Raw genomic sequence first — 21,061 nt, 5'->3', positions numbered from 1 at the left:
TTCTTTAAGCGTATCAAGCATTTTCGTCGCGTCGCCACTCGATATGACAAACTCGCCCACAGCTACCTCACCTTTGTCTCCATCGTGTCTGCCTTCGGGCCGCTCTTAAATGTGAACAGGACCTAGCTCCCGGTGCGTGCACTGCTTTTATCGCTGCTTTGCTTCGTTGCTGACGGCGCGCATGACGATCTTTCCTGTCTCTGCGCGCCGCTTGCCGCTCTAGCCTTGATGCTTAGCCGAGGAGCTTCAGAACTTGCTGGGGCATCGAGTTCGCTTGAGCCAGCACCGAGATACCAGCTTGTTGCAGAACCTGAGCCTTCGACAGATTCGCGGTTTCCTGCGCGAAGTTCGCGTCGGTGATCTGCGACTGAGCGGACGACAGGTTGGTCGACTGAGCCGTCTGCGTGGCGGCAACCGAGCTGAAGCGGTTTTGTGCCGCGCCGATGCTTGCTTGCAGGTTGTTCACGTTCGTCAGCGCGTCGTCGATCGATTCGATCGCAGCCGTTGCACCGTTGGTCGTGCTGATGTCGATCTGCGCAACCTTCGGCGGCTTGTTGTTCGCGTTGATCGCGGCGATTTCGGTCGATTGGCCGGTCGTAGCCGACACACCCGAACCACCAGCCGACAGCGACGTGAATGCCGGCGTGGAAGCCGTACCCGTGCCTGCAGCCGTTGCCGTCGAACCGAAGAACGCGCCGGCTTGGGTCGTTGCATCCGTACCGTTCTGATCCTTGAACGTGAAGCCGCCAGCGCCGTCTGCGTAGACGTTGATGCTGGTCGTTTCAGCGCCCGTGCTCGACGACGACCATGCTGCGCCGCTCGAATCCAGTGCGACGTCGACGGTGCCGAGGAGCGAGCCCTTCGCCACGTTCGTGCCGCCACCGACCTTGTCGGCCGACATGCTGGACGACAGATCGACGTTGATCGACTGACCGACGTTCGCGCCGATCTGGAACGACTTGACGCCAGCCGAGCCGTCGAGCACGTTCGTGCCGTTGTACGTCGTTTGCGACGAGATACGGTTCACTTCAGCGATACGCTGCGAAACTTCCTTCTGGAGTGCTGCCTGGTCCGACGAGGACATCGAGCCCGTCGAAGCTTGCACTGCCAGCTGGCGAATACGTTGCAGGTTGTCGGTGATTTGCGACAGACCGCTGGAAGCCGTCTGGAGCATCGACACTGCGTCGTTCGCGTTCGACACGGACTGGTTCAGGCCGTTGATCTGCGTGGTCATACGCGTCGAGATCGCGAGGCCGGCTGCATCGTCAGCTGCGCTGTTGATGCGCTTGCCCGACGACAGGCGGGTGATTGCCGACGACAGCGCGCTCTGAGTGTTGTTCAGGTTTTGCTGCGCGACCAGCGAGTTGATGTTGCTGTTGATACCGATCATGATGTTTCTCCGATGAGGCCTGGCGTATATATCTCAGTTGATAGCGCCGTCGATTTGGCGGAAGCGTCCGTCATTTGTTTGTTTGGCCGCTTGTTTAGGTTAGCGGCCCGTGCTAAGCAAACTTTAGGTTTCGCTTCGAAATCCCCTGAGAAATGTTCGGGAGTCGTATCTGGCAGGCCTCGGCGCCCGATGCTCCCCGTAAAAAGGCCTCGTTTCACGATGTTCGTCGCTGCACGAGGCCGATTTTTCTTTGAAAAATGCGGCTGACGGCGCCTCTCAGGCGTCGAAGGTGGCCGGCGCGCCACCGGCGCACCAGCGTTGCCACATCTTGCGGATGCCCCGGGAAAGTCCCGCGGCGACCGTGTCCTGTTCGAAAAACGGCGAGTGCATGCAGCGCTCGCGCATGCCGCTTCTGATTTGCGCCAGTTCGTTCAGCTTGCCGGCCCATGCCACGCCGCGCGCCACGAAATCCGCGCGATCGGTCGCGACGAAATCCGTCAGGCCCGCGAGCGACATCACCGAGGTGCTGCCGCGGCTGGCGATCAGATCGCCGGGCATCGTCAGCGTCGGCACGCCCATCCACAGCGATTGCAGCGTCGTGACGCCGCCCGCGTACGGGAAGGTGTCGAGCGCGATATCGGCATCGAGGTGATGGGCGAGTAATCCTTCCAGCGACGCGCGCTGACGAAACTCGATCCGCTCCGTGCCGATGCCGGCCTGCGCGAACCAGTCGCGCACGACGAGATAACTGTCGTCGTGCGGCACGCCCGCGATCAGCATGCGGGCGTCCGGCAGCGCGCGCAGCAGTTCCGACCACAGCGCGACGGTCTGCGGACGCAGCTTGTTGAAGCGGTTGAAACTGCCGAAGGTGAGATGACCGCGGCTCAGCGCGGGCAGCGCATTGAGCGCCGGCGACACGCTCGCCGGCTCGAACGGCGCGAAGGCGGGCAGATACGCGAGCTTTTCGACGAACTGGCCTTCGATCTGGTGCTCCGGCACGTAAAAGCGGTCGGCGATGTAATAGTCCATCGACGTCATGCCGGTCGTGCCGAGATAACCCATCCAGGTCGCCTGGACCGGCGCTGGCTTGCGCGCGAACGTTTCCAGACGATTGTGCGCGGTGTGTCCCGTCAGATCGATCAGCACGTCGATCCCGTCCGCGCGAATCTGGTCGGCGAGATCGGCATCGGTCAGGCCGGGCACGTCGTGCCAGTTGGCGACGAGCGAACGCAGCTTGCGCGTCATGTCGTCGGTGAAATTGCGGTTGTAGTACGCGTGAACCGACAGGCCGGGATCGTTCGCGAAAAAGCGGAAGATCGGCTCGATGAAATTCGCGACCGGATGCTGGTTGAAATCCGCCGACACGAAACCCACGCGAATGCAACGCTCGGGATCGCGCGAATTGGCGTGCTTCTTCCATTGCGCGCGAAACGGCTTCTCGCAGTGCTCGGCGTAAGCCAGATGCTGCTCGAAGTACGCACGCCGGTCGACCGATTCCTTGTGCGACAGACAGAACAGCAAATTCTGATGCGCGTATTTATCCGACGGCAGCAATTCCAGCGCGCGACGGCAATGTTCCTCGGCCGCGTCGAACTGCGTCAGCTCCATCAAGACGACGCCCAGCGTGTGATGCGCCTGATGCGAACGCGGCGCGAGTTCGATGGCGCGGCGGCACACGGCCTGCGCATCGTCGAGACGCGTGAGACCGCACAGCACCAATCCGAGCACGCGATACGCCTCCGGATGCCTGTCGTCGATCTCGATGATGCGACGGCATTCCGCTTCCGCTTCGAAGAAGCGATCGGTCAGGCGCAGCGCATCGGCGAGCGCGCGGCGGATTTCGAGGTTAAGCGGATTCAGTTCCAGCGACCGGCGCAGCGAACCGATCGCTTCCGGCAGCTTCATATAGCTGAACTGCGCGACGCCCAGATAAGCCCAGCTCATCTCGGCCTTCGGATACTTGTGCGTCATCTTTTCCGCGAGCGCGATGGTTTCCGCGTAGCGGCGCGCGGCGTAGAGCGTTTCCAGTTCGCGTTCGTCGCGCGGCGGCAGCTTGGCGCGGCTGTCGGCGGTGCCGTCGCCTTCGCGCAGTTGCGTCGCGGCGTCCAGTTGTCCGGTCAGCGCGGCGACGCCCGGCCCGTTCATGCCTTGCGAAACCGCCAGTTCGAGCACGAGCTTCGCGGCGGCGACCTGGCCGCTGCGCGTGAGGGCATCGACGTAATTCGCCCAGTACAGATGACGCGAAGGATTCGCGCCGATCGCGGCTTCGAAGCGCAGCGCGGCGGCATCGAACTGGCCGCGCTGAATCATCAGCAGTCCCAGATGGTAATTCGCTTCCGTGTGATGAGGACTCGCGTCGAGAACCAGCCGATACAGCGGCTCGGCTTCGTGCAGCTCGAATGCGCGATGCTTCTCTAGCGCGGCTTGCAACACGCTCTCGATGTCGGCCTGGAATTGCTGCTCGGCGTCGAGGGCGACGATTCCAAACGGTTCCGGTGCATGGGGTGCCGGTGCATTGGGCTGGGTCATATTTGCGGCGTTTGCTTTGGGTTGAACGGATTATCAAGGCGACCCCTCGCCGGCGATGGCCGGAACTGGCGGGAAAAACCCGCTCAAATCGGACGATTTAGCAGCAGACGGGCGGCGCGAGCGGGCGTCGGCGATCGCGCGTATGCTTTTCTGTCCCTATTGACTCGCGAGACTCGCGATCCGGAGATTTCATGCACACCCGCACCATCGGTACGTCGGACCTGAAAGTCGCGCCGCTCGTCTTCGGCGGCAACGTGTTCGGCTGGACGGCCGACGAGCGCACCTCGTTCTCGATCCTCGATGCCTTCGTCGATCACGGCCTGAACTTCATCGATACCGCCGACGTGTATTCGGCTTGGATCGACGGGCATCAGGGCGGCGAATCGGAGACGATCATCGGCAAGTGGTTCAAGGAAAGCGGCAAGCGCGACAAGATCGTGCTGGCGACCAAGGTGGCGAAGCTCGCCACGCGCCCCGGGCTGTCGGCGGCGAATATCGCGGCGGCGGTGGACGACTCGCTGCGCCGCCTGAAAACCGATTACATCGACGTCTATTTCTCCCATCACGACGACGAGGCAACGCCGTTCGCCGAGACGCTCGAGGCATATCAGAAGCTCATCAAGGCGGGCAAGGTGCGCGTGATCGGCGCGTCGAACTACACGGGCGCGCGGCTCGACGAGGCGCTGAAAGTGTCGAAGGAAAGCGGCTTGCCCGCGTATCAGATCCTTCAGCCGGAGTACAACCTCTACGATCGCGAAGGCTACGAGAACGATCTCGAGCCCGTCGCGGAGGCGCACAAGATTGCGGTCGTGCCGTATTACGCGCTGGCGAGCGGCTTCCTGTCGGGCAAATATCGCGCGAAGGCCGACGTGCAGGGCAAGGCGCGCGGTTCGCGCGTGGAGACGTATCTGAACGCGCGCGGCCTGAAGATTCTCGACGCGCTCGACGAAGTCGCCCGCGGCAACGACACGACGCCCGCGACCGTCGCGCTGGCGTGGCTGATCGCACGTCCGAGCGTGACCGCGCCGATCGCGAGCGCCACGTCGGTCAAGCAACTGGAGAGTCTGGCCGCCGCCACGCGCCTCACGCTGTCGGGCGACGACGTCCAGGCGCTCGACGACGCCAGCGCCTGGCAGAAATAAATCTGTTGCATCAAGGAGTTGGACCGCTCACAGGGGCTTGGCGCGGGCGCGGTGTTCTGGTAAAATCGCGCCCGAATCGAGAAATGTGTCTGATTTCTTGCCTTCGACGCTGAAAATGACAACGTCAAAGCACAGCGAAGAACGGCTCCGAGTTGCGCGCTCTGGTGTTTTCAAGGCGCGCACGCCGCCCCCGGCGGTCGAATCCCAACTCTCTCTTTTCCGGCCTCCGTGGCCGCTTTGCTCGTGTCCGCCTCGATATCCAACATCCGGCGGACGATCGGAGTGCCGGCGCGCGGCGTTTGAAGCATCGCGCAGTTAGAAATACGTTTAGCAAATCAGGATTGTCATGACCACTATCACCCTCAAAGAAAACGAGCCGTTCGACGTCGCGATTCGTCGCTTCCGTCGCACAATCGAGAAGAATGGCCTGATCGTGGAACTCCGCGAGCGCCAGTCGTACGAAAAGTCGACCACGGCACGCAAGCGCAAGAAGGCAGCCGCTGTCTCGCGTCTGCGCAAGCGTCTGCGTAGCCAGATGCTGCCGAAGAAGATGCACTAAAGCGTCTTCGCGCGGGCCGGAAACTTCCGGCTCGCTCAAGGCAAAACGGCGGTGCGACCCGTGAGGGCGCACCGCCGTTTCGCTTCTTGCGGCGTGTTTTTGCCGCGTGTTTCAGCAGAACGCGTGGCGTCGGCCGAGCGCGGACAGCAGATTCGGCCATTCCTCGACGCCGGCGTCGTCGTGAATCTGTTCGAGTTCGATCAGCAGATCGATCACGTTCGGATCGTAGGCATTGACGTTCGACGCGTACAGCGCGCGCAGCAGCTCGCCGTCGTGCGCGTGGCGATAGTACGAAATGCCGACGCCTTCGAGCGCCGTGTCGTACACCTCGTCGCGCACCAGCGAACCGATGGCGCATTTGCGGCCTTCCGCGCTGCGCAGACGGCACGAACCGTTGTCATCCTCCGACACCGCGTTTTGCGCCAGCAAATGGCCGCGTACGCGTTCGTAGATGTCCTTCGGGCTCAACATCGTGATAGGGCTCAACATCACAGCACTCGCAAAAACTCAGGCGGCCGTCTTGAGAAGGGCGGCCGACAAGCCAAATTGACGCGCGATCGACGAAAGACGTTCGCGCCATTCCCATTTGCCGAACACGTCGTGCACGTTCTGCAGGCACGAGAGCAGCTCGACGGTATTGGGATCGAACACGTTGATGCGCGCGCAGCAGGGCGCGCTTGAGCGCCACGACACCGACATCCATATAGGCCGGCACCAGATCCGGCGCCTTGCTGATGAAGCGGATGGGCACGCCTTCCATCGCCGTCACGTAATCGCGCGGCTTGATGAAACTGCCGATCGGGCAGCCGCCGCAGTATCCGCGGTAAGCGCCGCCGCCGTGCGGCAGCAGAGCGGCTTGCCCCTAACCGAAGAGATGCTGGACGGCGTTATCGAAGATCTCCTGATGCGTCAGGAAGTTCAGGCTTTTCATGATGTTCCCCCCTGCGCCCCTGCGCAGCGGCCATGCGTTAAGTTTTCGAGCAACCCGGCACTTGCTTTCGAGCACGCTGGTTTTTCCCGTCCCGGATGCCCGGCAATGCTGCGTCCCTGCGCGAGCGACGTTGCCCACATCCTTGTTTACGGCCCATTGCCGTCAGTTATAACGGTTTGGCTCGGTAAAAAGGTGCGGCAGCGCACGCAAGGACGCCATTTTTACATGAACCGCACGATTGTGCAGTGCGATAGAAGCATCGAAAACCCTTATCTTACAGTGATTTACGCGTGCTTCACTGCAAAAAGAAGCCGAGCCATCAGGATTTTCCCTAGACAGCGGCATTTGCACTCCCGGATGTTGCCAAAAAGCAGAAATCTTTCGCATCGGAGCGCGCTTAAGTCGTTGCCCTGGCCTGCGATTTTTTCTGTTTCGCGCGACGCTTCACGCGCGCCGAGCAGGTGGCGGCGTGATCGTTGACCATGCCGGTCGCCTGCATGAACGCATAGCAGATGGTCGTGCCGACGAACTTGCAGCCGTATTGCTTGAGAGCCTTGGATAGCGCGTCGGATTCGGCTGTCGATGCGGGCGTGGGATTCTTCGCATCGCGCGGGGTGTCGATGGTCGCGCCGCCGACGAACGACCACACGAAATCGGCGAACGAGCCATGCTCCTCCTGAATGCGCTGGACCGCCTGCGCATTCAGCACGGCCGAGGCGATCTTGGCGCGATTGCGCACGACGCGCGCATCGCCGACGATTCGCTCGATGTCCTTCTCCGTGAAGCGCGCCACCTTGTCGATATCGAAACCCTTGAACAGCAGGCGATAGCCGTCGCGCTTGTTCAGAATGGTCGACCACGACAGGCCGGCTTGCGCGCCCTCCAGCACGAGCATTTCGAACAGATGCCGGTCGTCGTGCGACGGCACGCCCCATTCGGTGTCGTGGTAGTGGATCATCGCGTCGCCGGTGGCCCAGGCGCAGCGGGTGGCTTCGGAGTCTGTCATCGCGGATTCCCGGTTTCGGATCGCGCCAAGCATAGCGGAATGCCGCGTCGACGCCACCTCTGCCGAACGGCATAGGCCGCGCGGACAGATGCCGTTTTGCCTATGCCATTCGGCTGATTGGCGCGCGACGTCGCGGCCGGTAAGCTTGCGGCCATGACTATTTCGAACCATTCCCATACTTCGGCGGGCGGCTTTCTGCTCGGCATCGACGGCGGCGGCAGCGGCACGCGCGTGATTCTCGCGGACGCGAGGGGCGTCGAACTGGCGCGGGCGAGCGGCGGGCCGTCCGGGCTCGGACTCGGCGTCGAGCGCGCGTGGCAAGCCATCGGCGAGGCCTGCACGCGCGCGTTCGATGCCGCGAACATCGCGTTCGACTGGCGCGCTTGCGCGCTCGGCTGCGGGTTGGCCGGCGTGAACAACGCGGACTGGCTGAAGGCGTTTCTGGATATCGCGCCGGACGTGCGCGCGCTGTCCGTCGAGAGCGACGCCTACACCACCGTGCTCGGCGCGCACGGCGGCGAGGCCGGCGTGATCGTCGCGCTCGGCACCGGCAGCATCGCGGCGTCGATCGACGCTGAGGGCGTGTGCCGCATTTCCGGCGGCTACGGCTTTCCGAGCGGCGACGAAGCGAGCGGCGCGTGGCTCGGCATGCGCGCGGTCATCCACCTGCAACGCGTGCTCGACGGCCGTCTTCCCGCCGATTCCTGGTCGCGCGAACTGCTCGCCCGCACCGGCGCGACGGATCGCGACAGTCTGGTCGTCTGGCTGTGCGCGGCAAACCAGACGGCTTACGCGACGCTCGCGCCCACCGTGTTCGACTTCCGCGATCATCCGTTCGCGCGCAAGCTGCTGGCCGACGCAGGCGATGAAATCGCGATGCTGGTCGCCGCGCTCGATCCGGCGGGCCGATTGCCGGTTGCGTTGTGCGGCGGTCTCGCCGCGCCTTTCGAGCCGTTCGTGCCGCTCGCCGTGCGCGAACGCCTGCGTGCGCCACGCGCCGATTCGGCCGCGGGCGCGCTCGAACTGGCGCGGCGGACGGGCGCGCTAGAATGAGCAGCTTCGCACCACACTTCAAGGCAGTCATGTATTCGGTCATCGCAACTGATCTCGACGGCACGCTGCTGCACAGCGACCACACGCTCGATCCCTTCACCGCCGACACCATCCGCACGCTCGCCGCGCGCGGCGTGCAGATCATCATCGCGACGGGCCGGCATTATCAGGACGTGGCGGGCATCCGCGACGTGCTCGGCGTCGACGCGTATCTGATCACCTCGAACGGCGCGCGCGTGCACGCACCCGGCGACGAGTGCATCTATTCGCGCAATCTCGATCCAGCCGCCGTGCGCCGGCTGGTCCAGCCCGATCTGGCGGGCGGCAGCGGGCGCGTGATCGTCAATCTGTTCGCCGACGATGCATGGCTGATCGACCGTCACGCGCCGGAACTGTTGGTGTTCCATCAGGATTCCGGCTTCAAGTACGAGGTGATGGATCTGCGCGAGCACGACGGGCAAGACATCGCGAAGGTGCTGTATGTGGGCGATCCGGCCGATCTGAAAGAAACGGCCGCCAATCTGGAGCGGGAATTCGGCGATTCGCTATACGTCACCTATTCGCTGCCGGATTGTCTGGAAGTGATGACGTCGGATGTCTCGAAGGGCCGGGCGCTGCGTTTCGTGCTCGACCGTCTGGATACCGATACCGCGCATTGCATCGCGTTCGGCGACAACATGAACGACATCGATCTGCTGAAAACGGCGGGTCATCCGTTCATGATGAACAACGCCAATCCCGATCTCATCAAGCGCCTGCCGAACGTGCCGCGCATCGGCAACAACTTCGACGCGGGTGTCGCGCATCAACTGCGCAAGCTGTTCGATCTCAAAGTGGACTGACGCGGCTTCGGGCCGCCGGTAGCGACGGCCCGAAACATTCAGTGTCCTTATCCGCGATGGCCCCAACCGTTGTGGTTGCCGTTGTTCCAGCCGGCACGGTTCCAGTGGCGTAGTCATGGCGATAGTCGCCGTGCCAGCGCGGTGCGTCATGACGCCAGTACGGCTCGCGATACACCGGCGCCGCCGGACGGACATAAACGGGCGCCGGGGCCGCGTAGGCGGGCGCGCCGAGCGAAACGCCGATATGCACATCCGAGTGAGCCTGGGCAACACCGACCGCACCAATGGCGAGTCCGGCAGCAACGAGCATGTGGGTAACGATGCGCTTCATGATTGTTCTCCTGTAAAGCGACGCGTGTCGCATGAGTCCAATGTAAGCGCCCGCCGTCTTACAGGCTTCGACGACTTGTTACGGTGTGCAAGTGTTGCGTTAAGGGAGTCGTGGACGGACGCGGCGCGCGCCGAGCCTTATGCGGCGGGGCTTTCAAGAGAATTCATGGCATCGCAAACGAGCGTGCGGAGAAATTAATAAGCATGCTTCATAATTCGCCATTACATTTGTCGCGCCAGTTTAATCGTTCGGATACGCGCCAAAGCAAAAACGGACGCCGAGGCGTCCGTTTTCGTTGCTGCTTGTGAAGTCGCGGCGAAGCTTAGTGCTTTTCGCGCGTCATCCACTGATAGACCAGACCGGCGACGATCGTACCGATGATCGGCGCAATCCAGAACAGCCACAGCTGATCGAGCGCCCAGCCGCCGACGAACAGCGCCGGACCCGTCGAACGCGCCGGGTTCACGGAAGTGTTGGTGACCGGAATCGAGATCAGGTGGATCAGCGTCAGGCACAGGCCGATGGCGATCGGCGCGAAGCCCTTCGGTGCGCGGTCATCGGTTGCGCCGAGGATCACGAACAGGAAGAAGAACGTCATCACCACTTCGCAGATCAGCGCCGCGCACAGCGTGTAGTTGCCCGGCGAATGCTCGCCGAAACCGTTCGCCGCGAAGCCGCTCGCGACCAGATCGAAGCCGGGGGCGCCCGTCGCGATCAGCGACAGAACCCATGCGCCGAGCGTCGCGCCGATCACCTGAGCGACGATGTACGGCACCAGATCGCGCACCGGGAAGCGGCCCGCTGCCGCGAGACCGATACTGACCGCCGGGTTCAGATGGCAACCGGACACGTGACCGATGGCGTAAGCCATCGTGAGCACGGTCAGGCCGAAGGCCAGCGAAACGCCCGCCAGACCGATGCCGACATGGGGAAATGCCGCTGCGAGCACGGCGCTTCCGCAACCGCCAAGCACCAGCCAGAACGTACCGAAAATTTCAGCGCCGAGACGCTTCGACAAATGCATGATTCTGCCTACGTGAAATAGAGACCAACCGTTGATGTGACACAAGAACACCCTTTGCTCTTGCGGAGCGTAGTTTAAGGGCGGTTCTGTTGAAAATCTGTCAAAAAAGGTTGATTAGTGGCTAATTCACGTCCATTTGTCTAAAACTTCGGATTTGTCCTGTGCTGGAAGGCCATCGTTACGTTTATCGAAATCAACCGGCGCGAGGAGCGCGTAAACGTAAAAAAGCCGCCCGGAAATCGGGCGGCTTTTCGTGCAACCGGTGAATCGAGTGGGCGCTTAGCTTAGCCCACCGCAACTTGACGCAGCACCGGACGCTTGGCGGCTTGCAGCATCGCGGTATAGCTGTCGACGTAGTTCTTCGCCATCGCGTGCGAGCTGAAGCGGCGTTCGAACTGCGCGCGGATTTCCGTGCGGTTGAGTTCGTCGATCCGATGCAGCGCGCCGATCGCACCCGGCACGTCTTCGCAGATAAAGCCTGTCACGCCGTGATCGATCACTTCCGGCACCGAACCGCGATTGAACGCGATAACCGGCGTGCCGCAGGCCATTGCTTCGATCATCACCAGACCGAACGGCTCGTTCCAGTCGATCGGGAAAAGCAGCGCCTTGGCGCCCGACAGGAATTCCGGCTTCTGCGCTTCGTTGATCTCGCCGATGAACTCGACATCAGCCGTCGACAGCAGAGGCTCGATCGTGCTCTTGAAGTATTCCTGGTCGACCTTGTCCACCTTGGCGGCGATCTTCAGCGGCAGATCGCTTTGCGCGGCGATCTTGATCGCGAGGTCGGCGCGCTTTTCCGGGCAGATACGGCCCAGAAACGCCAGATATTCCGGCTTCTTGTGCGGCTGCGGCGTCAGCAGATCCGGCGGCAAACCGTGATAGACCGTGTTCAGCCAGTTGGCCTGCGGCAGCGGCGTGCGCTGGTTGTCCGAGATCGAGATCACGTTCGCCTTGGTGAACGTGTTGAAGATCGGTTGCAGTTCCGGCAGGTCGAGACGGCCGTGCAGCGTCGTGACGAACGGCATGTCCATCTGCGTAAACAGCGGGAACGGCATGTAGTCGAGGTGGAAGTGCAGCACGTCGAATTCGTGCGCGCGGCGGCGGACGGCTTCGAGCAGCAGCATGTGCGGCGCGAGCGCGTCGCGGATCGTCGGATCCAGACGCAGGGCGCGCGGCCAGGCGGCTTCGAGGTTGGCCTTGGTTTGCGAATCGCCGCTCGCGAACAAGGTTACATCGTGGCCGAGGTCGACCAAGGCATCGGTCAGATACGACACGACGCGTTCGGTGCCGCCGTAGAACTTCGGCGGGACGGCTTCGTACAACGGTGCAATTTGTGCGATTCGCATAACGTGACTCTCCTTATTGGTTCAGGGCATTGCAGTCACGCTCCGGTCGAGCACTTAAGAATGCCATTCGGGCGGGCCGCGTGTGGTTGAGACACCGCCCGAGATCGGCCCGGAAAAAACAGAAATGTTCGCGACCGGGTTATCCCTACTGCTTATTATCGGGATCGAGAGTGGCATTTCACGTCATTTTTCAATCGCTTATCGTTGTTACAGCGCGATACATGTGCTGTTACGAAGTCAGAAGTTGCACCGAATCAGGCGATGAAAGCGCATCTGAAGCGTGGAAACCGGCCGCCGCGAGGTGCATGAGCAATGCGCGGGCCTGGGCCTCGAACGCCCGCCCCGCAACCGATCCGCGCCGCGCATACGCCCGCGCGACGGGCAAAATTTCAAGCGCGTCCATTAAGTCAGACGAATAGCGGCCGATAACGCATGACTGCCCGTGCGCCCTTGTGCGCATCGCCGTGTAAGAAATATTCCTACAGGCGAATACGCGTTTTTCCGTCGCGATCTCGGCGAGTTTGTCCGATGGTTCGCCAAGTAAACTTCGCCGACAATCGGACCGACTCTACGAGCGGGACCGGATTCGCCGTTTGCGCATGCAAGGCGGCTCCGAGCAAACGTTTCCCGCAAGGCCTGACCAGCCACGATTCGACTCGGGGAAAAAATGACGACCAGTAACACGGGCACGCTCGCGGAAATCCGCGAGGTGAATCTGTCGTACTTGCTGCTCGCGCAGCGTCTGCTTCAGGAAGACCGCGTGACGGCGATGTACCGTCTCGGCCTGTCGGAGCAGGTCGTGCAGGTGCTGACATCGCTCACGCTCGCGCAGGCAGTGAAGGTGGCGTCGTCCAGCCATCTGCTGTGCCGCTTCCGCTTCGACGATCACACCATCCCGCGACTCTCGCCGACAAGGACAAGAGCGCCGCGCTGTCGCACGCCCACGCCGCGATTCTGCTGGTGGACGGGCCCGTCGAACAGATCGGCTGAGCGGCGTCAGCCCATCTTGGCCCGCCTGCCGATGGCGACGCGCAGCGTATCGCGGAAGTCCGCGAGATCACCCTGGCGATCGAACTGGGCGCGCGGCTGCAACTGCTCGAAGCCGAAACGAGCCTGTCGCGCGATCGTCTCATCAAGCTCTACAAGGAGCTGAAGGGCGCCTCGCCGCCCAAAGGCATGCTGCCGTTCTCGACCGACTGGTTCATGACGTGGCAGCCGAATATCCATTCGTCCCTGTTTCACGCGATTTTTCGCTTTATCGACGAGCATCGGGACGCGGCGGGCGGCATCGCCCAGCAGACGACGATTCAAGTCATCGTCAAAAGCTACCGTTTATATCTGGAGCACATCGCGCTGTACGGCGACGAGCCGGTGCTCACGCTCACGCGCGCCTGGACGCTGGTGCGCTATTTCGACTCGGGCATGTTGCAGACCAACGTCTGCACGCGCTGCGGCGGACGTTTCGTCGCGCATGCCTATGACTTCCGGCCGGGTTTCGTGTGCGGCTTGTGCCAGCCGCCGTCGCGCGCCGGCAAGACCAAAAAGCCGCCTGCATCCGACGGCATTCGCCCGATCGCGGCCTGAAAGCTGCCGAAAGACGGCGATACCAAGCGCTGCGCCGTTGCGTCGCAGCCAGTCTCCGCGCGGGTTTGACCGTTTGCGCGTCTAGAACAGCTCCCCCAAAGTTTTTTGTCCATGTGCCGTAAACCAGCATAACCGCGGTCATCCCGCATCAAATTCCTGAGGTATCGACTGTGCTGATTTTCGTTGGATCGCTCGTGACATTGTTGTCCGTTTTCGGCGGTTACGCGCTCGAAGGCGGCCACCTTGGCGCGCTGCTGCAGCCCGTCGAGATCCTCATGATCGCGGGCGCGGGTGTCGGCGCGTTCATCCTCGGCAACAACAAGAAGACTATCTTCGCGACGTTGCGTGTCCTTCCGACCCTGTTCAAGGGCGGCAAGTACAACAAGGACGTCTACATGGAGCTGATGGCGCTCCTCTACGTCCTGCTCGCCAAGGCGCGCAAGGAAGGCACGCTCGCGCTCGAATCCGATATCGAGGATCTGAGCAAGAGCCCGGTCTTCAACCAGTATCCCCAGATTCTCGCGGACCACGAAATCGTCGTGTTCCTCACCGACTACCTGCGTCTGATGGTCAGCGGCAACATGAACGCGTTCGAAATCGAAAGCCTCATGGACGAGGAAATCGAGACGCATCACGTCGAAGGCGAAGCCCCGGCCCAGGCACTGCACAAGGTCGGCGACGCGATGCCCGCGTTCGGTATCGTCGCGGCGGTGATGGGCGTCGTGCACACGATGGCCTCCGCCGATCAGCCGCCCGCCGTGCTCGGCGAAATGATCGCGCAGGCGCTGGTCGGCACCTTCCTCGGCATTCTGCTTTCGTACGGTTTCATCGGCCCGCTCGCGGGCGTGGCGGAACAACGCCTGGCCGAGCAGACCAAGATGTTCCAGTGCATCAAGGTGACGATTCTCGCGAGTCTCAACGGTTACGCGCCGTCGATCGCCGTGGAATTCGGCCGCAAGGTGCTGTTCTCGACCGAGCGTCCGTCGTTCTCCGAACTCGAAGAACACGTCCGCCGCGTAAAAGCGAAGTGATGCCGTGTCCGAAGTTCTCACCCGCAGCGTCGAATAAGGCTCAAGCCATGAGCGGCCAGAAAGACCGTCCGATCTTCATCAAGCGCGTCGTCAACGGCAAGGTTAAAGGCCACCACGGCGGCGCGTGGAAGCTCGCCTACGCGGACTTCATGACCGCGATGATGGCGTTCTTCCTGCTGATGTGGCTGCTCTCGTCGACGTCGCCGGTGCAGCGTCGCGGTATCGCCGAATACTTCCAGATGCCGCTCAAGGCGGCGATGGTCGACGGCAAGACCGTCGGCATGGACAACAGCATCATCGAAGGCGGCGGACGGGATATCGCCAGCGAAGAGCCGGGCGACGCGCGCCGTACCGACAGCAAGACGCAACTCGCGCAGCACGCCTCGCAGCAGCAGAGCGACGAAATGCTCAAGGCCGCGCAGGACGAACTCGAGCGCCGCGAAGACGCGCGTCTGCACGATCTCCAGATCAAGCTGATGACCGCCATCGACGCCAATCCGACGCTGCGCCAGTTCAAGCAGCAGATTCGCATCGAGGCGACGCAGCAGGGCTTGCGCATCGAAATCGTCGATACGCATAAGCGCCCGATGTTCGCGCTCTCCAGCAACAACGTGCAGCCGTACATGCGCGACATCCTGCGCGAGATCGGCAAGACGTTGAACGGCGTGCCGAATAACATCGTCGTGCAGGGTCATACCGACGCCGTGCAATACGCGGGCGGCGAGAAGAGCTACAGCAACTGGGAACTGTCGGCGGATCGCGCGAATGCGTCGCGGCGCGAGCTGGTGTCGGGCGGCATGGACGAATCCAAGGTGCTGCGCGTGCTCGGTCTCGCGTCGACGCAGAACCTCAACCGCAAGGACCCGATGGACCCGGAAAACCGGCGCATCAGCGTGATCGTGCTCAATCATCGCGCCGAAGCCGCGATGCTGCGCGACGACGGCGCGGCGCCCGCGACCATCGACAACGGCGGCGGCGCAATGCAGCAGATGAAACCGATCAAGCCGATCGCGTTCCAGATGCCCGCGTTCAGCCGTACCGCGCTCACGCAGTGAGTCACCCTGTCCGCCGAGCTTGCGCCGGAAGCGTGCTTACAAATTCGCGCTCAAGACTCAGCCCGTTTGCGCCGACAACAAACCAAGAGCTGACGCACACACATCCATGATCAAGAACATTCTGGCCATCGACGCTTCCGCCGCCATGCGGCAAATCCTCTCCGCCACGCTGACCACGGCGGGTTACGAAGTGACGGTCGCCCGCGACGGCAACGAAGGCCTCGAGTGGGCGCTGGCCGAGCGCTTCGATCTGGTGCTGACGGATCAGCACATGCCCGGCAAATGCGGTCTCGATCTGATCGGCGAGCTGCGCGCGAATCACGCCTACAAGGCGACGCCGATTCTCGTGCTGACCACCGAGAGCGGCGAGCCGTTCAAGGAAGCGGCGCGCACGGCGGGCGCCACGGGCTGGATCGAAAAGCCCCTCGATCCGGACCTGCTGACCGAAGTGGTCGCGGCACTGGCCGACGCGCAGGAACAGGCACACTGAACAACTCGCATGCAACTAGCAGAAACGCGGTGACTCCAGCATGACATTCGACATTACCCAGTTCTACCAGACCTTCTTCGACGAGGCCGACGAGCTTCTCGCGCAGATGGAGCAATTGCTGCTCGTTCTGGACATTGACAATCCCGATCCAGAAGATCTCGCGGCGATTTTCCGCGCGGCGCACTCGATCAAGGGCGGCGCGGCAACCTTCGGTTTCACCGCGCTGACGGAAACGACGCACATCCTCGAATCGCTGCTGGATCGCGCGCGCAACAACGAACTCAAGCTGCGTCGCGACATGATCGACACGTTCCTCGCGACGAAGGACGTGTTGCAGGATCAGCTGTCCGCGTATCGCGCGAGCGCCGAGCCGGATGCGGCCGCCGCCGAGCAGATCTGCGCGCGGCTCGAACGTCTGAAAAGCGGCGATGCCGCGCCTGCCGCCGCCGCGCCCGCAGTTGCCCCCGTGGCAGCGCCCGCGCCCGTCGCGAAAGCGGTCGCCGCGCCGAGCTACGACGGCCCGAACGCGCCGCCGACGCACGTCGTCGAGCAGGCGACGGATGCCATCGAGGACGACGGCAACTGGGACGGTGCGTTCGAACTCACCGATGGAATGAATGAAGGAACCGCTGCCCCTGACATGCCGGAAGATATCGGCGCATCGGCGGCGGGTGCGGGATCCCACCTGAAAATTACGCTACGGGGGGTGGGCGAGAAAGACCTGGAAACGCTGACTGAAGAGTTGGGGAATCTGGGCACCATCGTCGGCGAGCAGAAGACCGACACCGAACTCGTGCTCTGGCTCGATTCGGATGTCAGCTCTGACGATATCGTGGCCGTGTGCTGCTTCGTCATCGACGAATCGCAGATCGGCATTGGCCGTGGCCACGCGCCGGCGCAAGCCGGCAAGGAACCGGCGGCGCTCGCGCCGCAGCCGTTGCAGACGCCGAGCCCGATTCCGACGCCGGCCGTGCCTGCCGCGCTCGCCGCCGCGCCGGTCAAGCAGGAAGAAGCGCCGAAGGCCGAAGCCGAAGCGCCCGCGCCGCCTCCGCCGCTGCCCACGCGTCCGGCCGCATCGGCGGATGCCGAGAAGAAAGCGCGCCCGCAAGCCGCCGCATCGGCGGAAGGCAGCTCGATTCGCGTCGGCGTGGAAAAGGTCGATCAGCTCATCAACCTGGTGGGCGAACTGGTGATCACGCAGGCGATGCTCGCGGAAACCACCAGCGCGTTCGATCCGGCGCTGCACGATCGCCTCTTCAACGGCATGGCGCAACTCGAGCGCAACGCGCGCGACTTGCAGGAAGCGGTGATGTCGATCCGCATGATGCCGATGGATTACGTTTTCAGCCGCTTCCCGCGTCTGGTGCGTGATATCGCCGGCAAGCTCGGCAAGGAAGTGGAACTGGTCACGTTCGGTCAGGCGACCGAACTGGACAAGAGCCTGATCGAACGCATCATCGATCCGTTGACGCACCTCGTGCGCAACTCGCTCGATCACGGCATCGAAACCGTGGAAGCGCGCCGCGCGGCGGGCAAGCCGACGACCGGCCAGCTGGTGCTGTCGGCGGCGCATCACGGCGGCAACATCGTGATCGAAGTGAGCGACGACGGCGCGGGTCTGCGTCGCGACAAGATTCTCGCCAAGGCGCAGAAGCAGGGCATGGCCGTCAGCGATTCGATGACCGACGAAGACGTCTGGCAACTGATCTTCATGCCGGGCTTCTCGACCGCCGAACAGGTGACGGACATTTCCGGCCGCGGCGTGGGCATGGACGTGGTGAAGCGCAACATCCAGTCGATGGGCGGTCACGTCGAAATCACCTCGCGTCCGGGCGCGGGCACGACGACGAAGATCGTGCTGCCGCTCACGCTCGCGATTCTCGACGGCATGTCGGTAAAGGTCGGCAGCGAGATTTTCATTCTGCCGCTGAACTTCGTGATGGAGTCGCTGCAACCGGTTGCCGAAGACATCTACACGGTCGCCAACGACGAGCGCGTGGTGCGCGTGCGCGGCGAATATCTGCCGCTGGTCGCGCTGCACAGCACCTTCGATGTCGAAGGCGCGCGCACCGAACCGACGCAGGGCATCGTCACCATCATGCAGACCGAGGGACGCCGCTTCGCCATGTTGATCGACGAACTCGTCGGCCAGCAGCAAGTGGTCGTGAAGAACCTCGAAACGAATTATCGAAAAGTGCACGGCATTTCCGCCGCGACCATCCTGGGCGACGGCAGTGTCGCCTTGATCGTCGACGTGGCCGCGCTCAATCGCGAATCGCGTGCGCAACATAGCGCGCCGCAGACTCACTAAAAAACCTACGACAGATTATTGGGGAGCCTCTCGTGGCTGAAATTCAATCGATCCAAAACGCCCCGTCCGCACGCCGCGATTCACAAGGCGAAGCTGCCGGACAGGAATTCCTCGTCTTCACGCTCGGCGCGGAAGAGTACGGCATCGACATTCTGAAGGTGCAGGAAATTCGCGGTTACGACAGCGTCACGCGCATCGCGAATGCGCCGACCTTCATCAAGGGCGTGATCAATCTGCGCGGCATCATCGTGCCGATCGTCGACATGCGCGTGAAGTTCAACCTCGGCCGCGTCGAATACGACAACCAGACGGTCGTGATCATCCTGAACGTCGCGCATCGCGTGGTCGGCATGGTCGTGGACGGCGTGTCGGACGTGCTGACGCTGGCGGCGGAACAGGTCATGCCGGCACCGGAATTCGGCGCGGCGCTCGCCACCGAATATCTCACCGGTCTGGGCACGGACGAAGGCCGCATGCTGGTCCTGATGAACATCGAGAAGCTCATGACGAGCCGCGAGATGGAACTCGTCGATATCGTTGGATAACGCGCCACAGGATCGCAGGAAATCACCATGCTGAAGAAGTTGTCGATCCGGACGACGCTCACGCTCGTCGGTTTGTTGTTCGTCGCCTGCGCCGGGATCATCGGCGCGCTGGCGCTGGTCGGTCTCAATTCGGCGAGCGCTTCGCTCACCACGCTCGCGAAGCAGGACATGGTCGCGATGCGCGCGTTGTCGGAAGCGTCGTCGTATTTGCTGCGTTCGCGCGTGACGCTCGATCGCGTGCGTTCGCTGGTCGAAGCCAGTAGCAGCGGCGAAGCGCAGAAAGCGATGGATCGCGGCCAGTATCTGCTCGACAAGAGCAACGAGAACTGGAAGCTTTACCTCGATACGGTCGCCTCGACCTTGCCGAAAGACACGCTCGATGCGCTCAACACGCAACACGACACGGCTCGTGAAGGGCGGCGTGGAGCCGGAGTTCGCCGCGATTCGCGCGAACGACATGGCCGCGTATCACGCCATCGCCGATACCAAGATCAGCCCGATGTTCGTCGCCTTCGACAACGCGGTGACGGCGGCGGTGCAGTTCCAGCAGAAGCACGCGGAAACCTCGCAGGCCGATACGGCATCGCACATCACGACGCTGAATGCGACCATCGGCGCGCTGCTCGCGCTGTCGGTGCTGATTCTGTTCGGCACGCGCGTCGCGCTGGGCGGACTCATCGTCAAGCCGATCAGCGATGCAGTCGAGCACTTCGAGCGCATTTCGCGCGGCGATCTCACGACGCCCGCGCACAGCGACAGCAGCAACGAAATCGGCCGCTTGTTCACCGGCATCGAACGCATGCGCGTCAATCTGACGACGATGGTCGGCGCGGTGCATCGCGGCGCGGAATCGATCGATACCGGCGCGCGGGAAATTTCCAGCGGCAACACGGATCTGTCGCAGCGCACGGAAGAGCAGGCTGCGTCGCTGCAGGAAACCGCATCGAGCATGGAAGAGCTGACGAGCACGGTGAAGCAGAACGCCGACAACGCGCGTCAGGCGAGCCAGCTGGCGGTGAATGCATCGGATATCGCGTCGCGCGGCGGTCAGGTGGTCGAGCAGGTTGTCGACACGATGAACGCGATCGCATCGAGTTCGAACAAGGTCGTGGACATCATCGGCGTGATCGAAGGCATTGCGTTCCAGACCAACATTCTCGCGTTGAACGCGGCCGTGGAAGCGGCGCGAGCGGGCGAGGAAGGCCGCGGCTTCGCGGTCGTGGCGGGCGAAGTGCGCTCGCTGGCGCAACGCAGCGCGGGGGCGGCGAAGGAAATCAAGTCGCTGATCGGCGATTCAGCCGAGAAGGTGCAGAACGGCTCGGAGCTCGTCACGCGGGCCGGCGAAACCATGAGCGAGATCGTGCAGGCGGTACGCCGCGTGACCGACATCATGGGCGAAATCAGCGCGGCGTCGGAGGAACAGTCCGACGGCATCGCGCAGGTCAATCTCGCCGTCACGCAGATGGACAGCGTCACGCAGCAGAACGCCGCGCTCGTCGAAGAAGCGGCGGCGGCATCGCTGGAAGAGCAGACGCGTCAGTTGAAGGACGTCGTGGGCCAATGGCGCGTGGATGCGGCATCGTTCGCGCCCAAGGCAGCGAAAGCGGCGAGCGTGGCGAACGTGGCAAAGGCCGCGCGCGTCGAGCCGACGACGGCATCGGTAAAAAAGCCTGTCGCGTCGATCACGAAAGTTTCACAGGAGCCTAACGTCGCGCGCGATCCGGCCGTTATCAAGGATACGGCTCGCGAAGCAGCGGCGACCAAACCGGCGGCGCGAGTCAGCGCACCGGCGACGGCCTCGGCCTCGCAGGCATCGCCCGCACCGCGCGCCAAGGCAACGGTTGCGGACGGCGACTGGGAAACCTTCTAAGCACCATCCACGGACACAG

General features: G+C 62.8%; 17 protein-coding genes and 5 pseudogenes. 13 read left to right on the top strand and 9 right to left on the bottom strand.

The annotated features are described in order from the left end of the window. A pseudogene (locus tag BVER_RS32420) lies at positions 1 to 126 on the top strand (IS5/IS1182 family transposase); the annotation flags it as partial. Positions 127 to 232: 106 nt separating this feature from the next. On the opposite strand, the gene BVER_RS07510 reads toward BVER_RS32420, so the two are convergent. Together BVER_RS07510 and BVER_RS07505 are read right to left on the bottom strand one after the other, a co-directional pair. Then, the gene (locus BVER_RS07510) at positions 233 to 1,390 is read right to left on the bottom strand and encodes a flagellin (protein WP_050452758.1); all 1,158 of its coding nucleotides are present in this window, start codon (positions 1,388 to 1,390) and stop codon (positions 233 to 235) included. A gap of 276 nt (positions 1,391 to 1,666) precedes the next feature. Beyond that, a complete protein-coding gene (locus tag BVER_RS07505; RefSeq protein WP_083452078.1) occupies positions 1,667 to 3,919 on the bottom strand; it encodes a tetratricopeptide repeat protein in 2,253 nt (750 codons plus the stop codon). A gap of 191 nt (positions 3,920 to 4,110) precedes the next feature. On the opposite strand from BVER_RS07505, the gene BVER_RS07500 reads away from it, so the two are divergent. Next, positions 4,111 to 5,061 carry an aldo/keto reductase gene (locus BVER_RS07500; RefSeq protein ID WP_050452757.1) on the top strand — a complete coding sequence of 317 codons (951 nt, stop codon included), beginning with the start codon at positions 4,111 to 4,113 and terminating at the stop codon, positions 5,059 to 5,061. A 346-nt stretch (positions 5,062 to 5,407) separates the two neighbouring features. Further along, positions 5,408 to 5,620: a 30S ribosomal protein S21 gene (rpsU, locus tag BVER_RS07495; protein WP_050452756.1), complete on the top strand. Its 213-nt coding sequence runs from the start codon at positions 5,408 to 5,410 to the stop codon at positions 5,618 to 5,620. Between the two features lie 111 nt (positions 5,621 to 5,731). Here rpsU and BVER_RS07490 read toward each other — a convergent pair whose 3' ends face one another. From BVER_RS07490 to BVER_RS07480, 4 genes and pseudogenes are all read right to left on the bottom strand, one after another. Then, entirely contained in the window at positions 5,732 to 6,109 is a 378-nt protein-coding gene (locus BVER_RS07490; RefSeq protein WP_232316429.1) for a hypothetical protein, read from the bottom strand. Positions 6,110 to 6,127: 18 nt separating this feature from the next. After that, a pseudogene (locus tag BVER_RS07485) lies at positions 6,128 to 6,551 on the bottom strand (hypothetical protein). A 162-nt stretch (positions 6,552 to 6,713) separates the two neighbouring features. Beyond that, positions 6,714 to 6,938, bottom strand: coding sequence for a hypothetical protein (locus BVER_RS31265; RefSeq protein WP_157055956.1), 225 nt, complete (start codon positions 6,936 to 6,938; stop codon positions 6,714 to 6,716). Between the two features lie 10 nt (positions 6,939 to 6,948). After that, positions 6,949 to 7,557, bottom strand: coding sequence for a DNA-3-methyladenine glycosylase I (locus BVER_RS07480; protein WP_050452763.1), 609 nt, complete (start codon positions 7,555 to 7,557; stop codon positions 6,949 to 6,951). A gap of 153 nt (positions 7,558 to 7,710) precedes the next feature. Between BVER_RS07480 and BVER_RS07475 the strand changes: the two genes are divergently transcribed. Together BVER_RS07475 and BVER_RS07470 are read left to right on the top strand one after the other, a co-directional pair. After that, positions 7,711 to 8,610: a glucosamine kinase nucleotide-binding domain-containing protein gene (locus tag BVER_RS07475; protein ID WP_050452762.1), complete on the top strand. Its 900-nt coding sequence runs from the start codon at positions 7,711 to 7,713 to the stop codon at positions 8,608 to 8,610. 29 nt (positions 8,611 to 8,639) lie between these two features. Continuing rightward, a complete protein-coding gene (locus tag BVER_RS07470; RefSeq protein WP_050452754.1) occupies positions 8,640 to 9,452 on the top strand; it encodes a Cof-type HAD-IIB family hydrolase in 813 nt (270 codons plus the stop codon). Between the two features lie 47 nt (positions 9,453 to 9,499). Here BVER_RS07470 and BVER_RS29930 read toward each other — a convergent pair. The 3 genes and pseudogenes from BVER_RS29930 to BVER_RS07460 all read right to left on the bottom strand — a co-directional run bounded on the left by BVER_RS29930 (position 9,500) and on the right by BVER_RS07460 (position 12,156). Continuing rightward, positions 9,500 to 9,783, bottom strand: a pseudogene (locus BVER_RS29930) (hypothetical protein). 322 nt (positions 9,784 to 10,105) lie between these two features. After that, positions 10,106 to 10,807, bottom strand: coding sequence for an aquaporin Z (gene aqpZ / locus BVER_RS07465; RefSeq protein ID WP_050452753.1), 702 nt, complete (start codon positions 10,805 to 10,807; stop codon positions 10,106 to 10,108). Positions 10,808 to 11,091: 284 nt separating this feature from the next. Then, entirely contained in the window at positions 11,092 to 12,156 is a 1,065-nt protein-coding gene (locus BVER_RS07460) for a glycosyltransferase family 4 protein (protein ID WP_050452752.1), read from the bottom strand. A 667-nt stretch (positions 12,157 to 12,823) separates the two neighbouring features. Here BVER_RS07460 and flhD point away from each other — a divergent pair. The 8 genes and pseudogenes from flhD to BVER_RS35140 all read left to right on the top strand — a co-directional run bounded on the left by flhD (position 12,824) and on the right by BVER_RS35140 (position 21,042). Further along, positions 12,824 to 13,146: pseudogene (flhD, locus tag BVER_RS07450) on the top strand (flagellar transcriptional regulator FlhD). Positions 13,147 to 13,194: 48 nt separating this feature from the next. Then, complete coding sequence (gene flhC, locus BVER_RS07445; RefSeq protein ID WP_050452750.1) at positions 13,195 to 13,740, top strand: flagellar transcriptional regulator FlhC; 546 nt, start codon at positions 13,195 to 13,197, stop codon at positions 13,738 to 13,740. Between the two features lie 170 nt (positions 13,741 to 13,910). Then, positions 13,911 to 14,771: a flagellar motor stator protein MotA gene (gene motA / locus BVER_RS07440; RefSeq protein ID WP_050452749.1), complete on the top strand. Its 861-nt coding sequence runs from the start codon at positions 13,911 to 13,913 to the stop codon at positions 14,769 to 14,771. A 47-nt stretch (positions 14,772 to 14,818) separates the two neighbouring features. Next, entirely contained in the window at positions 14,819 to 15,826 is a 1,008-nt protein-coding gene (motB, locus tag BVER_RS07435) for a flagellar motor protein MotB (protein WP_083452077.1), read from the top strand. Positions 15,827 to 15,932: 106 nt separating this feature from the next. Then, positions 15,933 to 16,316: a response regulator gene (locus BVER_RS07430; RefSeq protein WP_050452748.1), complete on the top strand. Its 384-nt coding sequence runs from the start codon at positions 15,933 to 15,935 to the stop codon at positions 16,314 to 16,316. A gap of 40 nt (positions 16,317 to 16,356) precedes the next feature. Further along, positions 16,357 to 18,627 (top strand): chemotaxis protein CheA, encoded by a 2,271-nt coding sequence (cheA, locus tag BVER_RS07425; RefSeq protein WP_050452747.1) that lies wholly within the window; start codon positions 16,357 to 16,359, stop codon positions 18,625 to 18,627. A gap of 32 nt (positions 18,628 to 18,659) precedes the next feature. Next, positions 18,660 to 19,172 carry a chemotaxis protein CheW gene (locus tag BVER_RS07420; RefSeq protein WP_050452746.1) on the top strand — a complete coding sequence of 171 codons (513 nt, stop codon included), beginning with the start codon at positions 18,660 to 18,662 and terminating at the stop codon, positions 19,170 to 19,172. Between the two features lie 27 nt (positions 19,173 to 19,199). Further along, positions 19,200 to 21,042: pseudogene (locus BVER_RS35140) on the top strand (methyl-accepting chemotaxis protein). Positions 21,043 to 21,061: the final 19 nt, after the last annotated feature.

Origin of the sequence: Candidatus Burkholderia verschuerenii (assembly GCF_001189365.1) — a bacterium.
Classification (GTDB): Bacteria; Pseudomonadota; Gammaproteobacteria; order Burkholderiales; family Burkholderiaceae; genus Caballeronia; species Caballeronia verschuerenii.
Note: the sequence above shows the minus strand (reverse complement) of the source record. Positions and strands in the feature narration are given on the sequence as shown.

What these genes read in the sequence shown, in the direction of transcription:
- BVER_RS07510 (WP_050452758.1), bottom strand. Translation starts at nt 1,390, where the DNA reads ATGATCGGTATCAACAGCAACATCAACTCGCTGGTCGCGCAGCAAAAC.
- BVER_RS07505 (WP_083452078.1), bottom strand. Translation starts at nt 3,919, where the DNA reads ATGACCCAGCCCAATGCACCGGCACCCCATGCACCGGAACCGTTTGGA.
- BVER_RS07500 (WP_050452757.1), top strand. Translation starts at nt 4,111, where the DNA reads ATGCACACCCGCACCATCGGTACGTCGGACCTGAAAGTCGCGCCGCTC.
- rpsU (WP_050452756.1), top strand. Translation starts at nt 5,408, where the DNA reads ATGACCACTATCACCCTCAAAGAAAACGAGCCGTTCGACGTCGCGATT.
- BVER_RS07490 (WP_232316429.1), bottom strand. Translation starts at nt 6,109, where the DNA reads ATGTTGAGCCCTATCACGATGTTGAGCCCGAAGGACATCTACGAACGC.
- BVER_RS31265 (WP_157055956.1), bottom strand. Translation starts at nt 6,938, where the DNA reads ATGCGAAAGATTTCTGCTTTTTGGCAACATCCGGGAGTGCAAATGCCG.
- BVER_RS07480 (WP_050452763.1), bottom strand. Translation starts at nt 7,557, where the DNA reads ATGACAGACTCCGAAGCCACCCGCTGCGCCTGGGCCACCGGCGACGCG.
- BVER_RS07475 (WP_050452762.1), top strand. Translation starts at nt 7,711, where the DNA reads ATGACTATTTCGAACCATTCCCATACTTCGGCGGGCGGCTTTCTGCTC.
- BVER_RS07470 (WP_050452754.1), top strand. Translation starts at nt 8,640, where the DNA reads ATGTATTCGGTCATCGCAACTGATCTCGACGGCACGCTGCTGCACAGC.
- aqpZ (WP_050452753.1), bottom strand. Translation starts at nt 10,807, where the DNA reads ATGCATTTGTCGAAGCGTCTCGGCGCTGAAATTTTCGGTACGTTCTGG.
- BVER_RS07460 (WP_050452752.1), bottom strand. Translation starts at nt 12,156, where the DNA reads ATGCGAATCGCACAAATTGCACCGTTGTACGAAGCCGTCCCGCCGAAG.
- motB (WP_083452077.1), top strand. Translation starts at nt 14,819, where the DNA reads ATGAGCGGCCAGAAAGACCGTCCGATCTTCATCAAGCGCGTCGTCAAC.
- BVER_RS07430 (WP_050452748.1), top strand. Translation starts at nt 15,933, where the DNA reads ATGATCAAGAACATTCTGGCCATCGACGCTTCCGCCGCCATGCGGCAA.
- cheA (WP_050452747.1), top strand. Translation starts at nt 16,357, where the DNA reads ATGACATTCGACATTACCCAGTTCTACCAGACCTTCTTCGACGAGGCC.